The following is a 24707-nucleotide window of genomic DNA, read 5'->3' as shown; positions in this document are numbered from 1 at the left end:
AATTAGAACGTCCTTAACCATTTTTTAGCTTCATTTATGGAAATACCTTTTCTTATAGCATAATCAGATAGCTGAAAATCATCTATTTGCCCAATATAAAAATATTGTGCTTTTGGATGAGCAATATACATGCCAGCAATAGATGCAGTTGGGCAAATTGCTCCATTAGATGTTAATTTTACACCTATTTTTTCCATTTTTAACAAATTATCTATAATAAAATTAAGTGAAATATCAGGATGAACAGGATAACCTGAAGCTGGACGAATCCCCTGATAAGGTACTTTTAGTAATTCTTTTGGAGTAAAAGATTCATTTGGTGCATATCCCCAATATTTTTTGCGGACTTTTTCATGCAAATATTCAGCTGCTGCTTCTGCTAAACAATCACACAAAATTTGTATTATCATATTTTGATAATCATCTTTTGATAAATGAACATTTGTATTTCCTGCTGTAACAGTAAAAAAACCTATATAATCTCCTTCAGGATTAATAAAATCAATTAAAGATTTATAAATATTATCTTTTCTTTTTTCTTGTTGTCGAAGTAAAGGTATATTTTCTCCTTCCACTATCAATGATTCGTTTCTCACTTTCACAGGATAGAATCCAATAATTGCACGAACTATTTTAGGATCATTTTCGCTCCATATAGACAACCATTTTTTAGCTTCATTTACCAAATGAATAGCCTCATTAAACTTGTCTTGTTCATTTTTTGATACTTGTTTTTTTTCTTCAAAAAAGGATACATATTGGACAGGAAATTTCCATGTTGCCAAAAAAGCTCCCCAATTGATGTAAGGTAAAATGTCTTTTATACAAATAAAATTCAAAATTTTTGTACCATCTATCATTGGTTTAGGAATATTATATTCTGTATGCTTTATTTTTAATGAGTGTTTCCTTGCGTAGTATAAAGGAACAAGTTCTTTTCGATTGTTTGTATATTCTCGTAAAGCATAATATTCATTTTTTATTTTTTTTATGTAATCTTCTCTGGAAGAAGTATTTAGTAATTGATTGGCAATTGATACAACTTTTGAGGCATCTGATACATGAACTACTGCTCCTCGATAAAATGGATCAATTTTTAAAGCAGTATGTAATTTAGAAGTAGTGGCTCCGCCAATTAACAAAGGGAGGGATAACCCTGCTTTTTCCATTTCTGATGCGACTATAGACATTTCTAGCAAACTAGGTGTAATTAATCCGCTTAATGCAACTATATCTACTTGATGTTCTTTTGCTTTTTTAACAATCTCTTCCGAAGGAACCATTACACCTATATCTATGACTTCATAATTATTACAAGATAAAATAGTACTTGTAATGTTTTTCCCAATATCATGTACATCTCCTTTAACTGTAGCAAATAATATTTTGCCAGCTTTTGTTATTTGTTCATTTTTATCTGTTTTTAGATGTGGTTGTAAAATAGTTACCGCTTTTTTCATTATGCGTGCAGTTTTTACTACTTGTGGCAAAAACATTTTTCCATCACTAAAGAAGCCACTAACTATATTCATACCATCCATCAAAGGATAGTTTATAATGTCCATCACTTGTGGATATATTTTTATGGCTTCTTGTAAATCTGTTTCTAAAAAGTCATCTACACCTTTGATAATAGCATATTTCAATCGTTCTATTACTGAAAAAGTTCGCCATTCATTATTCTTTTTACTATTTTTTTTATCGTCATTAGATGAAATTGTTTGTTTTTTGATATATCCTGTTAAATCTTCCAATGCATAATTAGAATGATTAAATAAGACATTTTCAATTAATTTTCTTAAATCTGATGGGATATTTACTTGTGTAAGATTTTCTTTTGGATTAATAATTCCCATGTCCATATTTGCATTAATAGCATGGAAAAGAAATACAGAATGTATCATTTGTCTCAAATAATTATTTCCACGAAAAGAAAAAGACAAATTACTTATTCCTCCAGAAACTTTAACAAAAGGTAAATTTTTTTTTATCCATTTAATTGCTTGAATAAAATCTACAGCATAATTATTATGTTCTTCTATTCCTGTAGCAATTGCTAATATATTTGGGTCAAAAATAATATCTGAAGGTTGAAACCCGATTTTATCAGTTAGTAGCTCATACATACGATGACAAATAGTTATTTTTCTTTCGTAGCTATCAGCTTGCCCCTTTTCATCAAAAGCCATAGCAACAATTGCTGCCCCATAAGATTTTATTTTTTGAGCTTTATTTAAGAAATCATTTTCTCCATTTTTCAAACTGATAGAGTTGACAATAGACTTGCCTTGTAGGCACTTTAATCCTGCTTCTATAATATTCCAATCTGAGCTATCTATCATAATTGGGACAGAGGCAATATCTGGATCAGAGATTATCAAATTCAAAAAATTAGTTATTTCTCGAATACCGTCTAACAAACCATTGTCTACATTGATATCTAATATTTGAGCACCGTCTTCTATTTGTTTTCGTGCAACTTTTAAGGCTTTTTCATAATTTTTTGCTTGAATTAATCGAAAAAATTCACGACTTCCAGAAACATTGCAACGTTCCCCGATAATAACAAAATCTGAACTTCTCTTTATTTTTTTACAATTCGAATTTTTGGAAGGAATATGTAAAACATCCAATCCTGAAAGTACTAATTCAGTACTTTTTGCAATAGGTATACGAATGTATTTTTTACGTTCATTTATTAAATGAGCAATTGCAGCAATATGGGTGGGTGTTGTTCCACAACACCCACCCACGATATTGACCAAACGTTCATCTATATATTCACGTATTTGCTCTACCATCATTTCTGGTGTTTCTCTATATTCACCAAGAGCATTGGGCAATCCTGCATTGGGGTAAGCACTTATATAACAGTTTGCTATCCGTCCTAATTCTTTAAGAAAAGGCTTCATAGTTTTTGTTCCAAACGAACAATTCAAACCGATACTCAATAAATCCATGTGTGAAACTGATGTAAGAGCAGCTTCCAAAGTCTGACCTGAAAGAATACGTCCACTGTTACCCGATAAAGTATAAGAAACCATGAGTGGAAGTTTTCTCTTTGCAATTTTCATTTCGTTTTCGGCAGCCATTAAAGCTGCTTTAACGTTGAGAGTGTCGAAAGCTGTCTCAATAAGTAATATATCCACTCCTCCAGCCATTAAAGCATTAACTTGTTCACAATAAGCTTCGTAAAGTTCGTCAAAAGTAATGTTTCTATAAGCGGGATTATTTACATCAGGAGAAAAAGAAGATGTTTTATTTGTTGGTCCAATTGATCCTGCCACAAAACGAGGCTTGTCTGGAGTAAGTCGTGTATATTTTTCTGCTAATTCTTTGGCTATTGTAGCAGCAGCTTTGTTTAAATCTTTAACATGATTTTCTATACCGTAATCAGCCATTACTATGGCTGTCATATTCATGGAATTAGTTTCTATGATATCAGCTCCTGCATCTAAATAAGATTCATGAATAGATTGTACGATATCAGGGCGAGTAATGCATAATATATCACTATTTCCATACATCTCTCCAGGTATATCAGCAAAATGTTTTCCACGATAGTCTACCTCCTTAAGTTTGTAACGTTGTATCATGCTTCCCATTCCTCCGTCAAGAAGGAGAATACGTTCTTCCAAAAGATGAGATATAGAACTCATAGGATAATATAATTTTTAAATATAACCAAAAATTTTATATTTTGTGATAAAAAACTCAAATTTCAATATTTATTTAAAATATTCTGTAAAATACAGTATTATTTTTTATAGTTCATAGCAGTAATCTTTTTATCATAAAATCTTTCTTAAATTATTGATGGAAGTAAAATAAGATTTTCGGGCATTTTTTATGAAAATGCTATGTTACGAATTATAATATACAGGTATTGATTGTAGATATGACAATATCTACAATCAATTTAAAGGAATTAAAAGCAGTACATAATATACTTTTAGTCTCCTTTCTTTAATCTATTTATATAGTTTAATTTGTCTTGCAGACAAAAAGTATAAATTGTTACAAACAATAAAATTTCATATATTTTCTAATGTAAAATGTAGATAATACCACTCATTGTGTTAAATAAACAGGTATTATTTGGATTTAAATATATGAAAATTATTTAACTACTGAATTGTAACAGTTTATAGTCAGTTTGATTGAGAAAAAAATCACTTTTGCAAGTATATAATAGTATCCATCAGATTGATAATTTTATTTGTTTACTAGAATTCTTATTACTTTTGTTGATTATGATTTAATCATATTTAATGCATTGTATTGAAAATTGCTTTTAAATAGAGATTAGATAGCTTTTGGATAAAGTTTATATTATTTTTTGATACAGAATTTCTGAGATTAAATGAAAAATATTGCTCTGTTAGTTAATTTTTAAATTCCAAATATTAGATAGAAAATTCACGTATTACTAATTATTGAGTAAAATGTAGTATATGTATGTTAGATATGAGTTAGTTTATTTCTTTTTGATAAAGAATGAAGAATCTATTCATAGATGATGATTTTGAAGTGGTTAATAATTGTATTAAGTATCTTTTATAAAAATTATTCAGTATAGTCATGTTTATGGAAGGATTTGGTAATTATTGGAATACGATCAGACTGTAATGTGAGCATCATAATGAAAAAACGGTTAAAATGTAGAGAAAGCACCAAAATATAGTATTAATAATTCTTGAGATGTATATATCACTTAATTTCTAATACTTTAAATTAAAATGACTTTTTGTTATTTTTTCGATTTTTAAATTCTTTATTCTACTGAATGTAGTGGAATCCGTGATTTACTAGTAGTTTTTTTGCATTAATAAAGATGAAACCTAAATTTTCTGATATGTTTAACATTTGTTATTGAATGTATTATTTACGATTTTCTGAGTGTATCAGACGATTTATATATGATGAGATATTGTTATAGAAACGCATATGGATATTGATGTTTAAGATTGATTTTTTATAAATCTGTCCCTTAAAAGATCGATTTTCGTTCTGTTTTAAACAATTTTACTAATTTAATTTAAATAGTAAAATATATTTTCCTCTATGATTTCTTAAGGAAATAGAGAGAAAAAGAAGTGTCAGCTGCTATTGTTAGAATGTTATAGTTAAAATTATATAAGTTTCTCTTTTAAGATAGCTAGTCCTTTGCTTGCCTTTTCTTGTATTACTTCTGCATTAGCAGAAGTAATAGACACTTTAGCTGGATCTATTAGATAAATAGAAGCATTTACTTGTACGTAATGAATTAGGCTGGCAGCAGGATAAACTTGCATAGATGTTCCAATGATAACGATAATATTAGCATGAGAAATTGCAACGGAAGCACGCTCTATCTCTGGAACATCTTCTCCGAACCAAACAATAAATGGACGGAGCTGTGAACCATCAACAGAAAGATCCCCTGGAAGTATATCATTGTAACCAATGTCTATTATATATTTTTTATCTTTATTTTTTGAACTACATGCCTTTGTTAGTTCACCATGTAAGTGAATAACATGATTACTTCCTGCTCTTTCATGTAGATCGTCTATATTTTGAGTAACAATAGTAACATCAAATTTTTTTTCCCATTCGGCAATAATTTGATGCCCTTTGTTTGGAAAAACAGAAGCGAGTTTTTTACGACGTTCATTGTAAAATTGTAGTATCAGATTTTGATTAATATACCAACTATCAATATGAGCTACTTGCATTATATCATATTTGTCCCATAACCCATTTTTATCACGAAAAGTAGAAATACCACTCTCTACGCTCATTCCAGCTCCACTTAAAACAACCATTTTTTTTTTCATAATCTCTTGCTAAAATTCTATACAGAAAAGAATACGGGGATTTTTTTTTTTATTACTTCTAATATTTTTTCTATAGTAAGAAGTAAATTTTAAAGAGGCAAATTTTTAGTATCTAATTTTCTTTGATATTTTTGAAGGTAGGTTTCTTCTTGCAAAAGAAAATCTGCTTGACTATTCAAACGAGATTGATATTCTAATATAATTTGATCTTCATTTAAATTTTGAAAACGAATGTATTCTTGTTTAAAAGATAGCATAATATCACCAGTAGAACCATTGCGATGTTTAGCAATAATGATTTCAGCTTTACCTCGTAAGTCGTTACCTTGGTTATCTTCTAGAATTTTATATTGTTCTGGACGATGTATAAAACAAACTACATCAGCATCTTGTTCTATTGCTCCTGATTCTCTTAGGTCAGATAGTTGCGGACGTTTTGCATCTGATCCGCTATCTCTTAAAGAACGATTCTCTACATTTCGATTCAGTTGGGAGAGAGCTATTATAGGTATATCAAGTTCTTTTGCTAAGCCTTTCAGGGAGCGAGAAATGATACTAACTTCTTGTTCTCGACTATTGAAGTTTAGCCCACTAGCGTTCATCAGTTGCAAGTAGTCTATTATAATACATTTTACTTTTTGTTCTTTAACTAAACGGCGAGCCTTGGTACGGAGCTCAAAAATTGAAAGACTTGGTGTATCATCTACAAAAATGGGAGCATCATAGAGCAGTTTTATTTTTTTGTCTAACTGAAGCCATTCATAATTTTCTAATCGACCACTTTTAATTTTTTCTCCTTCAATTTCGCTAATATTTATAATTAGACGATTAACTAATTGAATATTAGACATTTCTAACGAAAAAATAGCTACGGGAATACTGAAATCTATTGCCATGTTTTTAGCCATAGATAAAATAAAAGCTGTTTTACCCATAGATGGACGACTTGCTATTATAATTAAATCGGAATGCTGCCATCCAAAAGTAATTTTGTCTAAATCTGTAAAACCTGACTGTAATCCACTTAATCCATCCGGATGTTTAGTGGTCTCTTGTATTAGATTAATAGCACTATGGACAATAGGAGCAATTTGTGTAAAATCTTTTTTAACATTTTGTTGAGATATTTTAAACAGTTGGCCTTCAGCTTCTTGCATTAAATCTTCCACATCAATAGTTTCGTCAAAGGCTTTGTTTGTTACATTAGATGAAAAGGAAATTAATTGCCTTGCTAACGATTTTTGAGCAACAATACGAGCATGATATTCTAAATGTGCACTAGAAACCACTTTTTGTGATAGTTGGATAATATGAGAAATACCTCCAGAATCTTCTAATGTTCCATTTCGTCGCAGTTGCTCTATTACAGTGAGGATATCGATGGGTTCCTGCTTCATAGAAAGATCTTGAATAGCAGTAAATATCAATCTATGATTTTTGTCGTAAAAGCTTTGAGGAGTTAATATTTCACTAATCATGGAATAAGTATCTTTCTCCAGCATTAAGGCTCCAAGTATTGCTTCTTCCAATTCACGTGCTTGAGGCTGGATACGTCCGATTTCTTCAGTAGGGGACGTTGTTTTTTTGTATAGATTAATTTTATTAGTTTTTTTTTGTATTACCATTATGTATTAGATAGTTTTTTAGGTGGACTAAATTATCTTAATTCAGTAACAAGTCTTTGTATTGCTCCCTTTGGATTATTTTCTTCTGCCAATAGACTTATAAATTTACTTCCAATTATTGCTCCTGAAGCATTTTTAAAAGCAGTAGCTAATGTTTTTTTATTTGAAATTCCGAAACCAATTAATCGAGGATTTCGTAATTTCATACTGTTAATTTTATAAAAATATTCTTGTTTTTGCTTATCAAAACTTTTTTGTATCCCAGTTGTTGCGGCAGCAGAAACCATATAAATAAATCCCTCTACATTATTGTCAATAAGATGAATTCGTTCTTCGGAAGTTTTGGGAGTTATTAACATAATCATTTTTAAATTATAAATATCTGTAATGAATTTATATTCATCGAGGTATTCTTCAAAGGGCAAATCGGGAATAATTAAACCTGATATATTTATTTTCTGACAATCCTTACAAAATTTTTTAAAATCATATTGTATGATTGGATTTAAGTAACTCATCATTATCAATGGAATGTGAATTTCATTTTTAATGGTTTCTAATTGTTTAAAAAGGATTTTCAGATTCATTCCATTTTGAATTGCTCTGTAACTACTTGCTTGAATTACTTTTCCATCTGCTACAGGGTCAGAAAACGGAACACCTATTTCTATCATATCAATACCGTTTATTTGCAATTCTTTAATTATTTCCACAGTATCATTTAGTTGAGGAAATCCAGCAGTAAAATAAATAGAAAAAATATTTCGTTGTTTTTGTTGAAATAGAGTCGTTATTTTGTTCATAAACATTATACATTAGTAAAGTTAGAAATAAATGATCGGATTTTGTTAATATCTTTTAGTCCAGGTTTTATTTCAAATTGACTGTTTAAGTCAATACCACACAATTGAGGATTTTTTAGTTTTTTAATAGCTTCTATATCGTTACTATTAATACCTCCACTTAAAAAAAATGGGACTTTCCTACGGTAGGTAGAAAGTATTTGCCAATCAAATTTTTTACCTGAACCACCATAATGAGAAGTTTTTTTGTCAAAAAGAAAATAGTCACAGATATTTTCATAAGAAATACAAAGAGCCAAATCTTCTTCTTCTTCTATTGAAAGAGCTTTTATTACTAATACTCCATGTTTTTTTAATTCTTTACATAATCGAGGAGATTCTTTACCATGCAATTGTACAATATTTATATTATATCGATCGATTGTATTTAAAATATTTTTTAGAATTTCATTTACAAAGACACCTACCAACTGAATATATTGTGGAAGTTTAAAAGTATTTATATCTAATTTCTCAACATAACGAGGAGATTTTTTATGAAAGATTAATCCTATCATTTGGATATGGAGCTTGCTTAATGCTACTATATTTGCGGGATATTTCATCCCGCAAACTTTTATATTCATAATTGTTCAATAAATTTTTTTAGTGCTTGTGCAGGATTTTTTTTTTTCATAAAATGCTCTCCTATAAGAAATCCACTAAATCCTTCTTTTTTTAATCGAGAAATAATTTGTGGGTGTGAAAGCCCGCTTTCTGAAATTTTTACATATTCCTGTGGTATTCTGCTTGATAATTCAATAGTATGTTGAATATTTGTAACAAATGTTTTTAGATTACGATTATTGATACCTACTACATCAATATTAGGTTGGATATAGTTTAATTCTTCTTTACTGTGTACTTCTAATAAAACTTCCATACCTAATTGATGAGCTATCTCTGTGAATCGAAATAGCTCATCAGGAGAGAGAAGAGCAGCTATCAGAAGAATTATATCTGCTCCCATTACTTTAGATTGGTAGATTTGGTATTCATCTATGATAAAATCTTTTCGTAAAATAGGTATATTTGTAACGGATCGACGAGCTATAAAAAAATCATTTGGTAAAGCTCCGAAATACATTTCGTCGGTGAGTACTGAAATAGCAGCTGCACCCATCATTTCGTATCCTTGTATAATAGTTTCTATATTAGCATCCTTATATATCCATCCTTTAGATGGTGAACATCGCTTGAATTCAGCAATAATTCCTGTACTGGATTGTATCAATGATTGCTTAAATGAGATTTTTTTGTAATGATGAGTTTTTTCTAACTTTTTTTTTAAATAATTAAAAGGAAGTATTATTTTTTGTCTAATAACTTCAAAATACTTATTTGAAGAAATAGTTTCAAGAATGTTTAGATTCATAATATCAAAAAAACATTTTAATGATTTATTTCTAAAAATTTCACTAATGTCTTTTGAGCTTTTCCTGATTCTATAGAATCCTTTGCTTTGTTTATGCAAGTTTGCATATTTAGTTTCGGTTCAATAGTTTGAATAGCTACTGCTGCATTTATTAATACTACATTTTTTTGTGCTTCGGTCGCTGTGTTATTTAACACATTACCGAATATTTTGGCAGCTTCGTAAGGAGTGTCTCCCCCATAAAGTTCTATAGGAGAAACTTTTTGAAACCCTAAACTTTCGGGTGTATAGATATTTTCTTCAAATGTATTAATAATTTTGAAAGCATCTGTTAATGAAATTTCATCATAACCATCCAAACTATGTACAATTGAGAAATCATTACCGCTCTCTTGATAAATATAATTATATAAACGAGCCATCTTTAAATCATATACACCTAATACTTGGCGTTTAGGCATGAGTGGGTTTACAATAGGTCCCAATATATTGAAAAAAGTACGAACTGCTAATGCTTTTCGAATAGGTACAACGGTTTTCAACGCTGGATTGAACAGAGGTGCATGTAGATAAGTAATGTTAGTCTCTTCCAAAGAACGTATGTGTAAATCTAAGTCTTTAGAAAATCGTACGCCGTGTTCTTCTATTACATTGGAAGCTCCACTTACGGAAGTAGATCCATAGTTTCCATGTTTTACAACTTTGTATCCTGCCCCAGCTGTTGCAAAACAAGCGGCCGTTGAAATATTGAAGGTATTTTTTCCATCTCCTCCAGTACCTACAATATCTATCGGATTATAGTCTCTTAATCTATCCATATTTATACACATTTCCAAAAGAGCCTCACGAAACCCGAGTATTTCTTCTATACTAATACTTCTCATAAAATAGACAGTGATAAAAGCAGCTATTTGACTTTCATTGTATTCTCCAGTTGCTATATGGGTTAATGCTTCTTTAGCTTCGCTTCGAGTTAGATATTGATGTTCAAATAAACGAGTTAAAATTCTTCTAAATCCCTTGGAAGAAATTTTTTTATTCATAAACTATATGAGTTTATTATTGATAATTTACTCCTAAAAGAAACTGGGAAACAATTTCCTTTCCTTCCGGAGTCAGTATAGATTCAGGATGAAATTGTACGCCATAAACATTCCATATCTTGTGCTTTAATGCCATAACATAGCCTTCGGAATCTTTTGCTGTAATTTGCAATTCTTCAGGGAAGTTATTTGTGTCTACTATCCATGAATGATATCTTCCTACTTTTATTTGTTTTGGTAAGGTTGCAAATATTCCTTCTTGAACAATGATTTGGATAGGTGTTGCAACTCCGTGATATACATTTTCTAAGTTAATTAACTTTCCACCAAAGGATTCTGCTATAGCTTGATGCCCTAAGCAAACACCTAAAATAGGTTTAATAGGAGCAAAATACTTAATTAAAGGCAATAAAAGACCTGATTCAGATGGGAGCCCTGGGCCTGGGGAAAGGATAATTCGCTCAAATTTTTTTATTTCATTTAAGCTAATTTTGTCGTTTCGATGAACTTTTATATCGTTGTACCCCAGTTCCCTAACTAAATGAACTAAATTATAAGTAAAAGAATCGTAATTATCGAATATTAGTATTTTCACTTTATTATAGACTTCTATCTGAGCAAAGATAATATTTTTAGTTGAAAGTGAAGAAGTAATGTATTGGGATTTTTATGTTCTAATTGAAAAATGAAGGAATTAGTTTCTTTTAAAAAATTCAAGTATATAATACAGGGAGTTACTATTTTGTTCTCAAATGTAAAAATTTCAGTTGTGTTATTTTTTTTATAGAAATTAAGGGAGAATTGATAAAGTAAGTAGTTTGATAACTAAAAAATTTATTACTGACAATAATTGGAACGCTGTACTCATTACTTCTTTGGATATATAAAATCATTTTACAATTAGAAATTAATTTTTGAAAAACAATATGTGATTTTTTATCTATGATAATTATTCATAATACTTCGAAAAAATATTCAAATGAGACAAAAATATATTTTTTAGTATAAATTTAAGATTACATTTTTTGTAAGCAAGATTCAAATTATAAGTTTCTAACTCGATCTATTAAATATTATGTATTATATAGGTAGATTAACTAACTAATTTAAAGTAGGGTTAATATTGTATAGGGATAGAGACAGTGATCTGAAATATTAATAATTCAGTTACATTAAATATGATGCTCTAGTTATAGAGTACTAAACAAGTCGTTATACTATTTGTATTATTGATCTATGATTTTTTACTTCTTCAGAAATTTGTATAGATAGACAAGATAACAAAAAATATAAAATTTTTGCTTTGGATAATGTCTTTGGAATACCTGGAACAGATTTATAAGAATTTAACTTATTTATTGTTTCTATTTTGTCAGGATTATAGTTTTTCGTAGAGTTAGATTTTTATTACTTTGTGTCCTACAAAGGACACAAAGTAATAAAATAATATTTAGAATACTCACAAATGCTAAAGTCTTCTGATTTTTTTGAATTTATTTTACAATATCTCCTTAAAAATTTACCTTTTAATAGCTCAAATGAGCATAAAAAAGCAACTTTTAGGTTGTAAATCTCTCATTAATTATATTAATTTTTTTAGCTCTTTGTTTCTATTATTATAAGTAATAAGAATTCAGACATAGTCTCAAACCATATTAAAATATAGACAAGTCACTCTGACATTATTTAATATTTTCTGAATTTTTAATATTTCTTTAAAATTTTTAAGAAAAAAATACTTTATACCGAAATAATATCAGCATTGTAATATCAACATTAATACTAATATTAGGATTTTACTAACAATTTACAAAAAAATACCTTTTTAATTGTTCAGAACAATTAAAAGATTATACCTGTTTTATTTTGTTGTTTTTTTCGGTTTTGCAATAGTTTCCCGCATACTAGTATCTGCTTGGATATTTTTCATTTTATAATAATCCATAACACCTAAATTACCGTTACAAAACGCTTCTGCCATTGCTTTTGGAACTTCTGCTTCTGCCTCTATTACCTTAGCGCGTGCTTCTTGTGCTTTTGCTTTCATTTCCTGTTCGGATGCAACAGCCATTGCTCGGCGTTCTTCTGCTTTTGCTTGTGCAATATTTTTATCAGCTTGAGCCTGATCCATTTGCAATTCTGCACCAATATTTTTACCTATATCAATATCTGCTACATCAATAGACAATATTTCAAATGCCGTTCCTGCATCTAAACCTTTTTTTAAAACCACTTTAGATATAGCATCTGGTGTTTCTAGTACTTCTTTATGAGTTTCTGATGCACCAATAGAAGCAATTATTCCTTCTCCTACTCGTGCAATTACGGTTTCTTCGCCCGCACCTCCAACCAATTGTCTTATATTGGCACGAACTGTTATTCTTGCTTTTACCAAAAGTTGAATTCCATTTTTTGCTACTGCAGCAATAGCAGGGGTATCAATTACTTTTGGATTAACAGACATTTGTACTGCTTGAAATACATCACGTCCTGCCAAATCTATTGCTGTTGCCATTTGAAAAGTTAGAGCAATATTAGCCTTTTCTGCCGATACTAAAGCATGAACAACCCGTTCTACATGTCCTCCTGCTAAGTAATGTGCTTCTAATTGATCTCTAGCAATATTTCTTAATCCAGCTTTATGAGCTTCGATCATTGCATTTACAACTATAGGAGGTGGAACTTTTCTTAATCGCATTAAAAAAAGTTGTACAAGAGAAATGTTTACACCTGACGCTTTTGCAGTGACCCAAAGAACAAAAGGTACATAATAGAAAAAAATAGACAATAAAGTAACAGCTGTTACAATAAATATTGTCCAAAGAAATAATGTTATTTCCATTTTGAATTTGATTTATTTAGTTTTTACGATTAATTGAGTAGGAGTTACTTTTAAAACAATTATTTTAGTATTTTCGTCAATGAGATTATTCAATGATTTGCCTTCTATAATTATATTGTTTACCTCTACTTTTCCAACTGGATTAAGTCTAGAAATAGTTATTCCTTCGTCTCCTTCAGAAATATTTAAAATGTTTTCGCTAGCTACTGTAGATTTGATATTAGCTTCCAAAGCAATTTTATTTAGTAAGTTAGATTTAACTATATAAATAATAGAAGCAATAACAGTGGATACTACTAAACTTAAAGTGATTATTCCGAATTTAAATCCTAAATAAGTAAATGCACAGCGAACCCCTCCTACTGTGGAAAATAATCCAGCAATAGCTAGAAATGTAACACCTGGAATAAGAAAAAATTCCAGTAGTATCAAAAGAATTCCTAGTGAACAAAGAATAACGACAATGAAAGCATCCATATATACTTTGGATTAATTAAATAAAAATGTCTGAATTACGAGCATTGATCAATACTTTTTTTTGTTTTGTTGTTTTTAACAACGTATTTAGACTTGCACGAAGTGTAAGTGCATTATCATAATTACACTAAAAATTCCTGCTTTGACTATGCAAACGACCTACTTTTCCTAAATTTTTTACTAAAATTGTCTTTTTAAAAGGCTTTTATTTTCATAATCATAGTAGTTGACTACACAGATCAATATCTGTGCATTGGTACTTTTTCACTTTTCATCGTTGTAAAGATAGCACAAATATTATATTTGAACCTAATATATTGTTTTACTTAATAATAGTCATTAATTATTATTTTTTATTTACTTGTTAAGTATTACGTTGTACAGTTAATAAGCACATAATTATAGAGTGTTTTAATTTTCTAAATTTGTATTTTAATATGCATATTTTTCGTAATTTTGGGATCACAACTATTTTTAATCTAGGCAAGTGGTAAAAGACATTTTTCTGAGAACAAATTCATGGATAAAATTATTTGACTATTTACTAAGAGAAGTTTTTTCTTTTGGGTTAAAGACAATTGGGTGTATCATTATTTATATTATAGGGCGCAGAATAATCCATTATTTAGATCAATTTATTGGTAAAATAATGAACAACAAAAAATTCGATTCTTCTGTTATTTCTTTTTTCAAAAGTCTGATAAATATTCTTTTTATTGTAATATTGTTATTATTAATTGTCAATATTTTAGGAATCAATAAAAGTTCTTTTGTTGCTTTACTAGCATCTATTGGTGTAGCCTTTGGTATGGCATTAAGTGGAATACTTCAAAATTTTTCTGGTGGGGTAATAATATTATTTTTTCGTCCATATAAGGTAGGTGATTATATTTTGGTTCAAGGACAAGAAGGTATAGTAAAAGACATTCAAATTTTCAATACAGTGATAATTACATTGGATAACCGTACTATTTTCATTCCAAATAGTGGGTTAAGTTCTAATATAATTATTAATTATAGTGATCAAAGTAAAAGGAGAATAGATTGGACATTTTGTATTGCTTATGGCAATAATTATGATAAAGTAAAGCAAATTGTATTAGAAATTCTTGCTGCTGATGACAGAATTTTTACTCAACCTGCTCCTTCTGTTGTCTTGAAAGAATTCAATAATAGTTCTGTGGATATTTGGGTATTTGCTTGGCTGTTATTGGAAAATTATTTTCCTGTTTATTTTAGCATTAACGAAGCTATTTATAAAAATTTTGCAATGAATAATATTAGTAGTTCTTTTTCGAAACTTACTGTTTATCAAGAACAAAAAAGAGAAAAATAAAAAATTCCTCCCTATTTTCTTACTCCATGAGTAATATTTTTTATGATTTAAAAAAAATAAAAGCTTTTGTTTTTGATGTAGATGGAGTACTATCTCCAGATAGTATTCCTTTACACCCAAGTGGAGAACCTATGCGTATCATCAATACGAAAGATGGGTATGCTATGCAGTTGGCAGCTAAACAAGGGTTTAGAATGGGAATTATTACTGGTGGGGATAGTTCAGCAATATTTAAACGATTTAATTCATTGGGGTTTCAACATATATATTTAAAATCAGTTCGTAAACTAACTGATTTTGACAATTTTCTTCAAAAAAATAAACTTTACCCTGAAGAAGTTTGCTATGTGGGAGATGATATTCCGGATTATGAAATTATGCAAGTAGTAGGACTTCCAGCTTGTCCTGCTAATGCAGTTTTTGAAATTAAATCTATTGCAAAATATATTTCTCATTGTAGTGGTGGACAAGGAGTTGGGAGAGATATTATTGAACAAGTATTGAAAGCACAAGATAAATGGATGAGAGGTAATGCTTTTGGTTGGTAAATAATTTTGATATTAGTTAGTGAAAATGAAAAAAAATAATACATGTTGATATTATCAATTTTGTTGGTAAGTTAGTAATTATAGATTAGTTATATAGGTTAATAATTATCACGCAGACATTGCTGTTTGCAACAGCAATGTCACGGGCATTCTAATTCTATGCTTTATAAAAAATAAAATTTAAATTTACTGTACTGCTCTGAATTCTATCGTATATAGAATGAACTATATTTTATTATTGAGTATATCTAAAATTTCACTGAATTAGATAAATTGATAAGATTTTATACTAAATACTCAAAATATATGAGGAAAATAATTAACTTAGTGGGTAAGGATTTATCTAGATTTAGATAAGAGGTGAAAATAGAAACTTAATAAATGACGTAGTCAGAGAATTGAGTTTGTTTTGTTTAAAATTAGTATACTAAAAATTTGATATAAGATAATTTTGAGTTCTTTGCTTCTTCAGGACTGGATGGAAAATCTTATCAAGATTTTGTTTAGTGATATCTGGAGTGTTTTTTCTTGTAGGAGGAAATTTTGGGTTGTTCTGCTCAAACTAAGGTAAAAATTTATAAGGAATATATGAGTGATACATTGTTAGTTTTAACTGATACGATTATTTGCTTATGATTGATAACTAACAAAAGAGACTGTATAAATATTCTCTGTTTCGTAAAAAACAGAGAATATTTATACAGTCTCTTTTGTTAGTTTCAATACCTTATCAATATAAAAGGAGAAGCTCTAGGATGTTTATATACATAATAGAACTAATCAGATTTATAGACAGGACTGGTACTTGCAGTACTGACTATGGGTATTTTGGATGAGGTATTGAATGATGCTTTTTATAGTGTTAAGAAATTTTTTGGTAGAGATACTTTATGAAAATTTTAAAAAGTGTAGTTCGTATGTATATGTTCAAGCTATGTTATGTCTAAAATGATTATAGAAACTCCGTTGATGAGGCAATATTTTGAAATAAAATCAAAATATCCGGAGACAATTTTATTGTTTCGTGTAGGAGATTTTTATGAAACTTTTGCAAATGATGCTATTGTTACATCGGAAATATTGGGCATTACCTTAACTCATAAAGCTAATGGATCGTGTCAAATGGTAAAATTAGCTGGGTTCCCGTACCATGCATTAGATACTTATTTACCTAAATTAATACGAGCTGGAAAGAGAGTGGCCATTTGTGACCAACTTGAAGATGCTAAAGCAACTAAGCAAATAGTCAAAAGAGGTGTTACTGAATTAGTTACCCCAGGTGTTTCTGTTAATGATAGTATACTAAATCTTAAAGAAAATAATTTTCTATCTGCTGTACATTTTGGTAAAAATATTTGTGGAACGGCATTTCTTGACATTTCTACTGGTGAATTCCTTACTACAGAAGGTAGTAGTAGCTATATAGATAAATTATTCGATTTTTTTTCTCCTAAAGAAGTACTCTTAGAACGAAATAAATTAAAAATATTTAAAGATTTTTTTGGAGACAAACTGTTAACCTTTGAGATGGAGGACTGGGTCTTTACAGAAGATACTGCGAAAGATCGTTTGTATAAACAATTTGAAACAAAAAATCTGAAGGGCTTTGGAATACAGCACTTACCAAATGGGATTATTGCTGCAGGAGCTATTTTACATTATTTGGACTTAACACAGCATACACAAACAAATCATATTCTTTCCCTTACTAGAATTGAAGAAGAACAATATGTACGTTTGGATAAATTCACTGTTCGTAGTTTGGAACTATTGGGTGTAATGAATGAGGGTGGACTATCACTATTGGATATTTTAGATAAAACTATTACGCCTCCAGGAGCTAGGATGTTAAGAAAATGGATAGTATTTCCACTTAAAAAGATTGAACGAATTGAAGAACGTCTCTCCATAGTAGAGTATTTTTTCAGATATCCTTCTATAAGGGTACTTTTGGAACAAGAACTAAATCGAATAGGTGATTTGGAACGTCTTATTTCTAAAGTATCTGTTGGAAAAGTAAATCCCTATGAAGTTACTCAAATTAAGATTGCTTTAGATGCTATTATTCCAATTAAAGAAATATGTTTGGACTGTTCTATAATAAGTTTAAAACAAATTGGAGAGCAATTGAACCTTTGTTCTAAAATCAAAGAGAAGATACAGATAGAATTATCTATAGATCCACCAATTTTATTAAATAAGGGGAATGTAATAGCTGAAGGAGTAAATAAAGAGCTAGATGACTTAAGACAAATTATTAATTCTGGAAAAAATTATCTATTAAAAATACAACAAAGAGAAATTTCTGAAACGGGAATATCTTCTCTAAAAATAGGATATAATAATATATTTGGTTACTATATAGAAGTTCGACATTCTCACAAAAATAAGATTCCCTCTAGTTGGATTCGTAAACAAACATTAGTTCATGCAGAACGTTATATTACAGAGGAACTCAAAATATATGAGGAAAAAATATTGAGAGCAGAAGACAAAATTGTTGAAATGGAAACTTATATTTTTAACAGTCTTGTATTGGAGTTGTCAAAATATATTATTCCTATTCAAACTAATTCTTACCTTGTTGCACAAATAGATTGTTTGTTGTCTTTTTCTAAAATTGCCGAGAAAAATCGATATGTTCGCCCTCAAATAGACGAGAGTAAAATTATTAATATTAAAAACGGACGGCATCCGGTTGTAGAAACTCAACTTCCACCTGGTGAATCATATGTTCCTAACGATATTTACTTAGATAATGATAAGCAACAAATTATTATTATTACTGGACCCAATATGGCAGGAAAATCAGCTCTGTTGCGTCAGACTGCTTTGATTACTTTAATGGCTCAAATTGGCTCTTTTGTTCCTGCAGATTTAGCTAAAATAGGATTGGTAGATAAGATTTTTGCACGTGTGGGAGCTAGCGATAATATTTCCATAGGGGAATCTACTTTTATGGTAGAAATGAATGAAGCAGCTGACATACTTAACAATCTTTCTGATAGGAGTTTAATAATTTTTGATGAATTAGGACGTGGAACTTCTACATATGATGGAATTTCTATTGCTTGGTCTATTGTAGAATATATTCACGAACATTCTCTAATGTATCCTAAGGTTCTTTTCGCTACTCATTATCACGAATTAAACGAAATGGAGAAATATTTCAAGAGGATAAAAAATTACAATATTTCAGTGAAAGAAATAAACAATAAAGTCATTTTTTTACGAAAATTAGTAAAAGGAGGCAGCGAACATAGTTTTGGCATTCATGTTGCAAAAATGGCAGGAATGCCTAAACGTGTTATTCAAAGAGGAAATGAGATTCTTTTTCAGTTGGAAGTGAATAATCAAAAAAAACGAATTGTTCCTTCCAAAGAGCAACTTGTCGAAGATAATGGAAGCTATCAGTTGAATTTTCCTCAGCTGGATTATTCCATACTTTTACAAATTCGAGACGATTTAATACATTTAGATATTGACAATTTAACACCTATGGAAGCTCTGAATAAATTGAACGATATAAAGCAGATTACAAAGAAAGATAGAACCAAAAATAACCTTTTACGTTAATTTATATTCTTTTCTCTTTAATCCTTGCTTTTTTTCCGGTCAATTTACGCAAATAATAAAGTTTAGATCGTCTTACCTTTCCGACTTTATTTAGTATGATACTATCTATGAATGGCGAATTCATAGGAAAAACACGTTCTACACCGATATTTTCAGAAATTTTTCGAACAGTAAAACTTCTAAAATTCCCATAGCCAACTATTTTGATTACTACCCCTCGATATTGTTGGATACGCTCCTTATTTCCTTCCTTAATGCGATACGCTACCGTGACAGTATCACCACTCTTGAAGAGTGGATATGTTTTTTTAGTCAGGTTTGTAAATTTTTGCTCTACTACTTTAATTGGATCCATGAGCTACTTGACACGTTTTAAAAACTCCAATATTTTTAAACTAAATTTTTTAGTTTGAACTAAGGAGTGGAGCAAATTTAAGAACATTTTATTATTAATACAAATATTAAAATAAAATCATAATTTTAAATTCTCAATTTTATTCCAGCAAGTATCGTGTCAGGTTTTAGATTAAAAATGGCATTCATTTCTCCTGCCATAGAAAAACCGCACTGATTGCACATACCTGCTCTTTTCCCTTGGCATTCGGCAAGTCGTGTTCCATCTGGCATAATAAAATTGGAAGTCCAACATTGTTTTTTGAAATTGTTTTGTTTCATAAGTTTCAATCCTGAAACAGAATTCATAATTGGATACCCTTCTTTTTTTTTTCTGAGAATTAATTCTATAATCTCTGAACGTTTGCTCCAGTTTAAAAATAAATGTTCCGTACCTATATATGGAGTGTGAAAATTTAGTGAAATAGATCGTATACTCGGATGATTTTTGACAAAATTTATAGTTTCCTCTACCGAATTATAATTTCGAGAGTTAATTACCATATTAACACTTAATTTATGATGATTAGATGTTGAAATATTTTTAAGCAAACGTTCAAATGAACCTTTTCCTCGTATATCATCGTGAAACCCACCTATACCATCTAAACTTACCCAAATGAAATCGGCTTCTAATTTGAGAAAAGGTATTTGAGCATTAGTAGTAACTGTGGTAGAATAAAATCCTATAGTTTTTGCTAAACGAATTAGACTATTTAAATCTTTTTTTTTGTCATTCCATAAAGTCGGTTCTCCTCCTTCAAAATCTACAAATCTAGATCCTAGATAATAAGAATATTCTAATTCTTCTTTGATTTGTTTATATGATTTGATATTTGGATTGTTTGATCGATAAATTGAGCAATGTTTACAAGCTAAATTACATTTATTAGAAATAAATAAAACTGTCTGTAATGGTTGTTTTTTTCCTAAAAAACGGATATTTACAAACCACTTCAAAAGGTAAAATAATGAATACATCAATAGTAAAAAGAATATTATATTAGTATTAGATGCATTGTTGTTGTCTATCAATATTTTTCAATTCTTCTTTAAAAGAAATTGAATCTTTTAATACTGAAAAGTTTGATAGTTTTTATGCTAATCTCTAGAAAGTCCTCTTTATTCACTCGCAATGTAAGTAAATAATTCTGAATTAAAGTTACAAGTCTATCTTAAATAATTATTATGAGTGTAATTTAAGTGCTATTTCTACGAATTATATTGCTACAGTTATGACTATGCTAGTATCTTTTCTATAAATTATCTATTACGAATGTTTTATAATGATTGTATAATTATGAGAAGGATGCTAGAAGATCGATTAAGTAAATAATTATATAATGATAACCCTCTCTTAAGAATTTCATAGAGTCAGGAGGAAAAAATCGTAGTTTTTATTAATTAATTAATCAATATAGTCTATTTATTTAGGCACTGTGTTGTGTAATATATACTATTGATATTAATCAATTGGGTAAGAGTTTTAAAAAATATAAATTATACAAATAATAGGATTTAGATTAGCATTTCTACTGATTCTATACAGTATATTTTCTTATTCTGCTTTGAATAAATAGTTATTCGACTATATTATTCTAATAGTGTAAATTTTCATATTAATTTAATTAATCTAGAAATTAGAAAATATTATATTTCAGCAATAAAAAAATTATGCAAATACACTAAGAAGGATACTTATGAAAGGTATAACATCAGTATATAATTGTAAAATTACATTCAAGAAATTTTCATACGAAATATGCTATGATTAACAAATTGAAAAACAATGCTGAATACTTGTTCTGTGACAATACTGTTAATCTTAATTGTCATTTGCTTTGATAATTTTTAAAAAAATATAGAGATAGCAAAATTATTTAAGCTATTTATAAGGAAAGAATATTTTAAATATAATAGAAAAAGCCTACCAGTAGTTAACTATTAATTGCAGTTAATGATTAGATTAGTATCTAATCATTTTATTAGGTATTGTATGAAGCTTGTTAAAGTATATTAGTGCAGTTTACCTAGAAGAAAAAGAAGTATGTGTAAATAGTAGTTGAAATTACTATTCTTGAATTTTTAAAACTAAAATTGGGTCGAGAATGTAATAGTCAATTGTATGAAAATAACTACTACAAAAATCAATTGGATAGTGTGCAACATTTGAAGAGACTTTTCTTTGAAAGAAATTTTAGTTTTTATTCTATAAGTAATTAATTGCATATGAATAAAAAGAAAAAAATTATTTTTTTGTATATAAATGAGCTATTATTTTTTCTTGTTCTATACCTTGAGCCGTTTCATAACGACTTACACTCAATATTATTCCAAAATAAATACAACTAATAAGGGTGGAAGTTCCACCACGACTAATTAATGGTAATGTTTGCCCTGTAACAGGTATTAAATTTACAGTTACGGCCATATTGGCTAATGCTTGCGTAACTAATTCTAAAGCAATTCCCATAATCATAAAAGCAGAGAATGGTTTTTGAGAACATTTAGCTATTACACCAACTCTTACAAAAAAAATAATGTAAAGTAAAAGAATCCATAATCCTCCTATTAATCCAACTTCCTCAATAATAATTGCATAAATGAAATCAGAATAAGCTTGAGGAAGGAAATCTCTTTCATTACTATTACCTAATCCTTTTCCAACAATTCCTCCATTAGAAATAGCAATATTAGCATGAGCTACTTGATAATTTTTGTCGGTTATTGAAAAATTAGACTTCCTTATATCAACATCAGTTTTAAAATTTGTAAAACGGGCTTCCCATGTTCTTATACGAGGAAAAATTTCATCTAAAAAATTGTTAGGGGTGTATTTTATTATACAAAGAAAAGCAACTCCTAAAAGAATGATCTCACTACTCAGTATTAACATCCGCCTAATAGAAATTTGTCCTATAAACATCATCAAATAGATTATTCCTGCCAATATAATTGATGTAGAACCGTTATCTATAAAAATAACAGAACAAACTAGTATCATAGATGTAAGTATCCAATGGAAAACTTTACTTTCATTGTTGGAATTTTTTTTACTTAGTAAAAAAGCAGTGAATACTATTAGATTTAATTTAATTATTTCGGAAGGTTGAAAAGAAATACCAACTATGTTTATCCAACGATGTGAATTATTAATAGGAGCACCTAAAAGTCGAGTAACAAGTAGTAATACAAAAATAATTGGCAAAAAACTCCCTAACAAACTAAAATATCGAGGTGGAATAGAATGTATTATCAAAACTATCCCCCAACCTATTAATAAAAATGTAATATGTCGAGAAATAGGTTGCCAATAATCAGTATGAAAAGTTAAGGTACTTGAGGCACTATATACTTCTACAATAGAAATAATACATAAAAATAGAAATATTATCCATATTACTCGATCCCCTCTACATATTTTGTTTATAAAATTCACAATTACAAATTATAAAGATTACAGACACACTGTTTAAACTGTTTCCCTCTATCTTCATAGCTCTGAAACAAATCAAAACTTGCACAACAAGGAGAAAGTAATACGGTATCTCCTTGTTGTGCTATTTCATATGCATGTGATACAACTTTTTGCATAAAATTTGTATCAAATATAATATCTACTTTTCCATCGAAAAAATTGTGGAGCTTGAAATTATCAACACCTAAAAATATCAAGGCTCTGCACTTTTTTATAACTAATTTTTCTATTTCCGAATAATCATTTCCTTTATCTATCCCACCAAGGATTAAAATAATTCTTGTTTTTACACTTTGTAAAGCATAAAAACAAGAATTGACATTAGTAGCTTTGGAATCATTAATGTAATCAACACCTTTTATACGAGCAACTTTTTCCATACGATGCTCTACTGTTTTAAAACTAGAAAGTGAACATTTGATTACTTTATTTTTTATATCTAACAATTTTGCTACGGTTACGGCAGCAAGAAAATTATATAAATTATGTTTTCCCTGCAAGACTAAATATCGGCATGGTATAGAAAATTCTCCATCAATGGTTTTTATTCTTAAATTTTTATTTACTGTATATGCTTTTACTCCTGTTTTTTTTTTCTCAGAAAAAGGATAAGAAGTAACATTAGGTTTTATTTTCTGAATTTCGCAAACAATTATTGGGTCATCAATCCAATAAATAAAAATATCATTCTTTTTTTGATTTTGAATGATACGCATTTTGGAATTTATATAATTTTGCATTTTATATTCGTAGCAATCCAAATGATCAGGAGTGATATTTAATAGGACAGCTATATCTGCTTTGAAATTATACATATCATCTAGTTGAAAACTACTCAATTCAATTACATAATAATCACAATCTTTTTCTGCTATTTGTAAAGCTAAGCTTTTTCCCACATTTCCCACGAGAGCAACATTAAATTTAGCAGCATTTAGAATATGGTAAATAAGCTTGGCAGTTGTAGTCTTACCATTACTTCCAGTAATACAAATAGTTTTAGCTTTTGTATAACGTCCAGCGAATTCTATTTCAGAAATAACTGGAATATTTCTTTCTTTTATTTTTCTTATAATAGAAACCTTATTAGAAATACCTGGACTTTTGATAACTTCATTAGCACTTAGAATTTTTTTTTCATTGTGTTGCCCCTCTTCATAGATAATATTATATCTCTCTAGAATATCTTTGTATGGTTTTTTGATTTTAGATATATCAGAAACAAATGTATTAAAACCTTGTTTCTTTGCTAACACAGCTGCTCCTGTTCCACTTTCACTGGCTCCAAGTACAACTATACGCGAAATAAATTTTTTATTAAAATTATTCATCTATTCTCAATAATTATTTAAA

General features: G+C 29.0%; 17 protein-coding genes. 3 read left to right on the top strand and 14 right to left on the bottom strand.

The window, feature by feature from the left end; genetic code table 11:
* Positions 1-2: 2 nt before the first annotated feature.
* The 10 genes from metH to ACZ5QM_RS00530 form a co-directional block, all read right to left on the bottom strand.
* Positions 3-3659, bottom strand: a complete 3657-nt coding sequence (metH, locus tag ACZ5QM_RS00575) for a methionine synthase (RefSeq protein ID WP_464182916.1) — start codon at positions 3657-3659, stop codon at positions 3-5.
* 1473 nt (positions 3660-5132) lie between these two features.
* Positions 5133-5819 (bottom strand): SIR2 family NAD-dependent protein deacylase, encoded by a 687-nt coding sequence (locus tag ACZ5QM_RS00570; protein ID WP_464182915.1) that lies wholly within the window; start codon positions 5817-5819, stop codon positions 5133-5135.
* Between the two features lie 89 nt (positions 5820-5908).
* Positions 5909-7444 (bottom strand): replicative DNA helicase, encoded by a 1536-nt coding sequence (gene dnaB / locus ACZ5QM_RS00565; protein WP_464182914.1) that lies wholly within the window; start codon positions 7442-7444, stop codon positions 5909-5911.
* Positions 7445-7476: 32 nt separating this feature from the next.
* A complete protein-coding gene (gene trpA / locus ACZ5QM_RS00560; RefSeq protein WP_464182913.1) occupies positions 7477-8247 on the bottom strand; it encodes a tryptophan synthase subunit alpha in 771 nt (256 codons plus the stop codon).
* A 5-nt stretch (positions 8248-8252) separates the two neighbouring features.
* Positions 8253-8873, bottom strand: coding sequence for a phosphoribosylanthranilate isomerase (locus ACZ5QM_RS00555; protein ID WP_464182912.1), 621 nt, complete (start codon positions 8871-8873; stop codon positions 8253-8255).
* Positions 8870-9661 (bottom strand): indole-3-glycerol phosphate synthase TrpC, encoded by a 792-nt coding sequence (trpC, locus tag ACZ5QM_RS00550; RefSeq protein ID WP_464182910.1) that lies wholly within the window; start codon positions 9659-9661, stop codon positions 8870-8872. Before trpC ends, ACZ5QM_RS00555 begins: the two co-directional genes overlap by 4 nt.
* 17 nt (positions 9662-9678) lie before the next feature.
* Positions 9679-10704, bottom strand: a complete 1026-nt coding sequence (gene trpD / locus ACZ5QM_RS00545; RefSeq protein ID WP_464182908.1) for an anthranilate phosphoribosyltransferase — start codon at positions 10702-10704, stop codon at positions 9679-9681.
* Positions 10705-10720: 16 nt separating this feature from the next.
* Positions 10721-11299 (bottom strand): anthranilate synthase component II, encoded by a 579-nt coding sequence (locus ACZ5QM_RS00540; protein WP_464182907.1) that lies wholly within the window; start codon positions 11297-11299, stop codon positions 10721-10723.
* Between the two features lie 1266 nt (positions 11300-12565).
* A complete protein-coding gene (gene floA / locus ACZ5QM_RS00535; RefSeq protein WP_464182906.1) occupies positions 12566-13546 on the bottom strand; it encodes a flotillin-like protein FloA in 981 nt (326 codons plus the stop codon).
* A gap of 12 nt (positions 13547-13558) precedes the next feature.
* Entirely contained in the window at positions 13559-14023 is a 465-nt protein-coding gene (locus ACZ5QM_RS00530; RefSeq protein ID WP_464182905.1) for an NfeD family protein, read from the bottom strand.
* A 487-nt stretch (positions 14024-14510) separates the two neighbouring features.
* Here ACZ5QM_RS00530 and ACZ5QM_RS00525 point away from each other — a divergent pair, with 487 nt between their 5' ends.
* The 3 genes from ACZ5QM_RS00525 (at position 14511) to mutS (ending at position 19483) form a co-directional block, all read left to right on the top strand.
* Positions 14511-15359 (top strand): mechanosensitive ion channel family protein, encoded by an 849-nt coding sequence (locus ACZ5QM_RS00525; protein WP_464182904.1) that lies wholly within the window; start codon positions 14511-14513, stop codon positions 15357-15359.
* Between the two features lie 26 nt (positions 15360-15385).
* Positions 15386-15907, top strand: a complete 522-nt coding sequence (locus tag ACZ5QM_RS00520) for a KdsC family phosphatase (protein ID WP_464182903.1) — start codon at positions 15386-15388, stop codon at positions 15905-15907.
* 939 nt (positions 15908-16846) lie between these two features.
* Positions 16847-19483: a DNA mismatch repair protein MutS gene (gene mutS / locus ACZ5QM_RS00515; protein ID WP_464182901.1), complete on the top strand. Its 2637-nt coding sequence runs from the start codon at positions 16847-16849 to the stop codon at positions 19481-19483.
* Position 19484: 1 nt separating this feature from the next.
* Here the strand turns inward: mutS and rplS are convergent, their stop codons facing one another.
* From rplS to murD, 4 genes are all read right to left on the bottom strand, one after another.
* Entirely contained in the window at positions 19485-19838 is a 354-nt protein-coding gene (gene rplS / locus ACZ5QM_RS00510; RefSeq protein ID WP_464182900.1) for a 50S ribosomal protein L19, read from the bottom strand.
* A gap of 125 nt (positions 19839-19963) precedes the next feature.
* Positions 19964-20857 (bottom strand): radical SAM protein, encoded by an 894-nt coding sequence (locus ACZ5QM_RS00505; protein ID WP_464182898.1) that lies wholly within the window; start codon positions 20855-20857, stop codon positions 19964-19966.
* A gap of 1267 nt (positions 20858-22124) precedes the next feature.
* The gene (locus ACZ5QM_RS00500; protein WP_464182897.1) at positions 22125-23315 is read right to left on the bottom strand and encodes an FtsW/RodA/SpoVE family cell cycle protein; all 1191 of its coding nucleotides are present in this window, start codon (positions 23313-23315) and stop codon (positions 22125-22127) included.
* 2 nt (positions 23316-23317) lie between these two features.
* Positions 23318-24685 (bottom strand): UDP-N-acetylmuramoyl-L-alanine--D-glutamate ligase, encoded by a 1368-nt coding sequence (murD, locus tag ACZ5QM_RS00495; RefSeq protein ID WP_464182896.1) that lies wholly within the window; start codon positions 24683-24685, stop codon positions 23318-23320.
* Positions 24686-24707: the final 22 nt, after the last annotated feature.

It is taken from the genome of Azobacteroides sp. (SeqCode), assembly GCF_055395615.1.
Note: the sequence above shows the minus strand (reverse complement) of the source record. Positions and strands in the feature narration are given on the sequence as shown.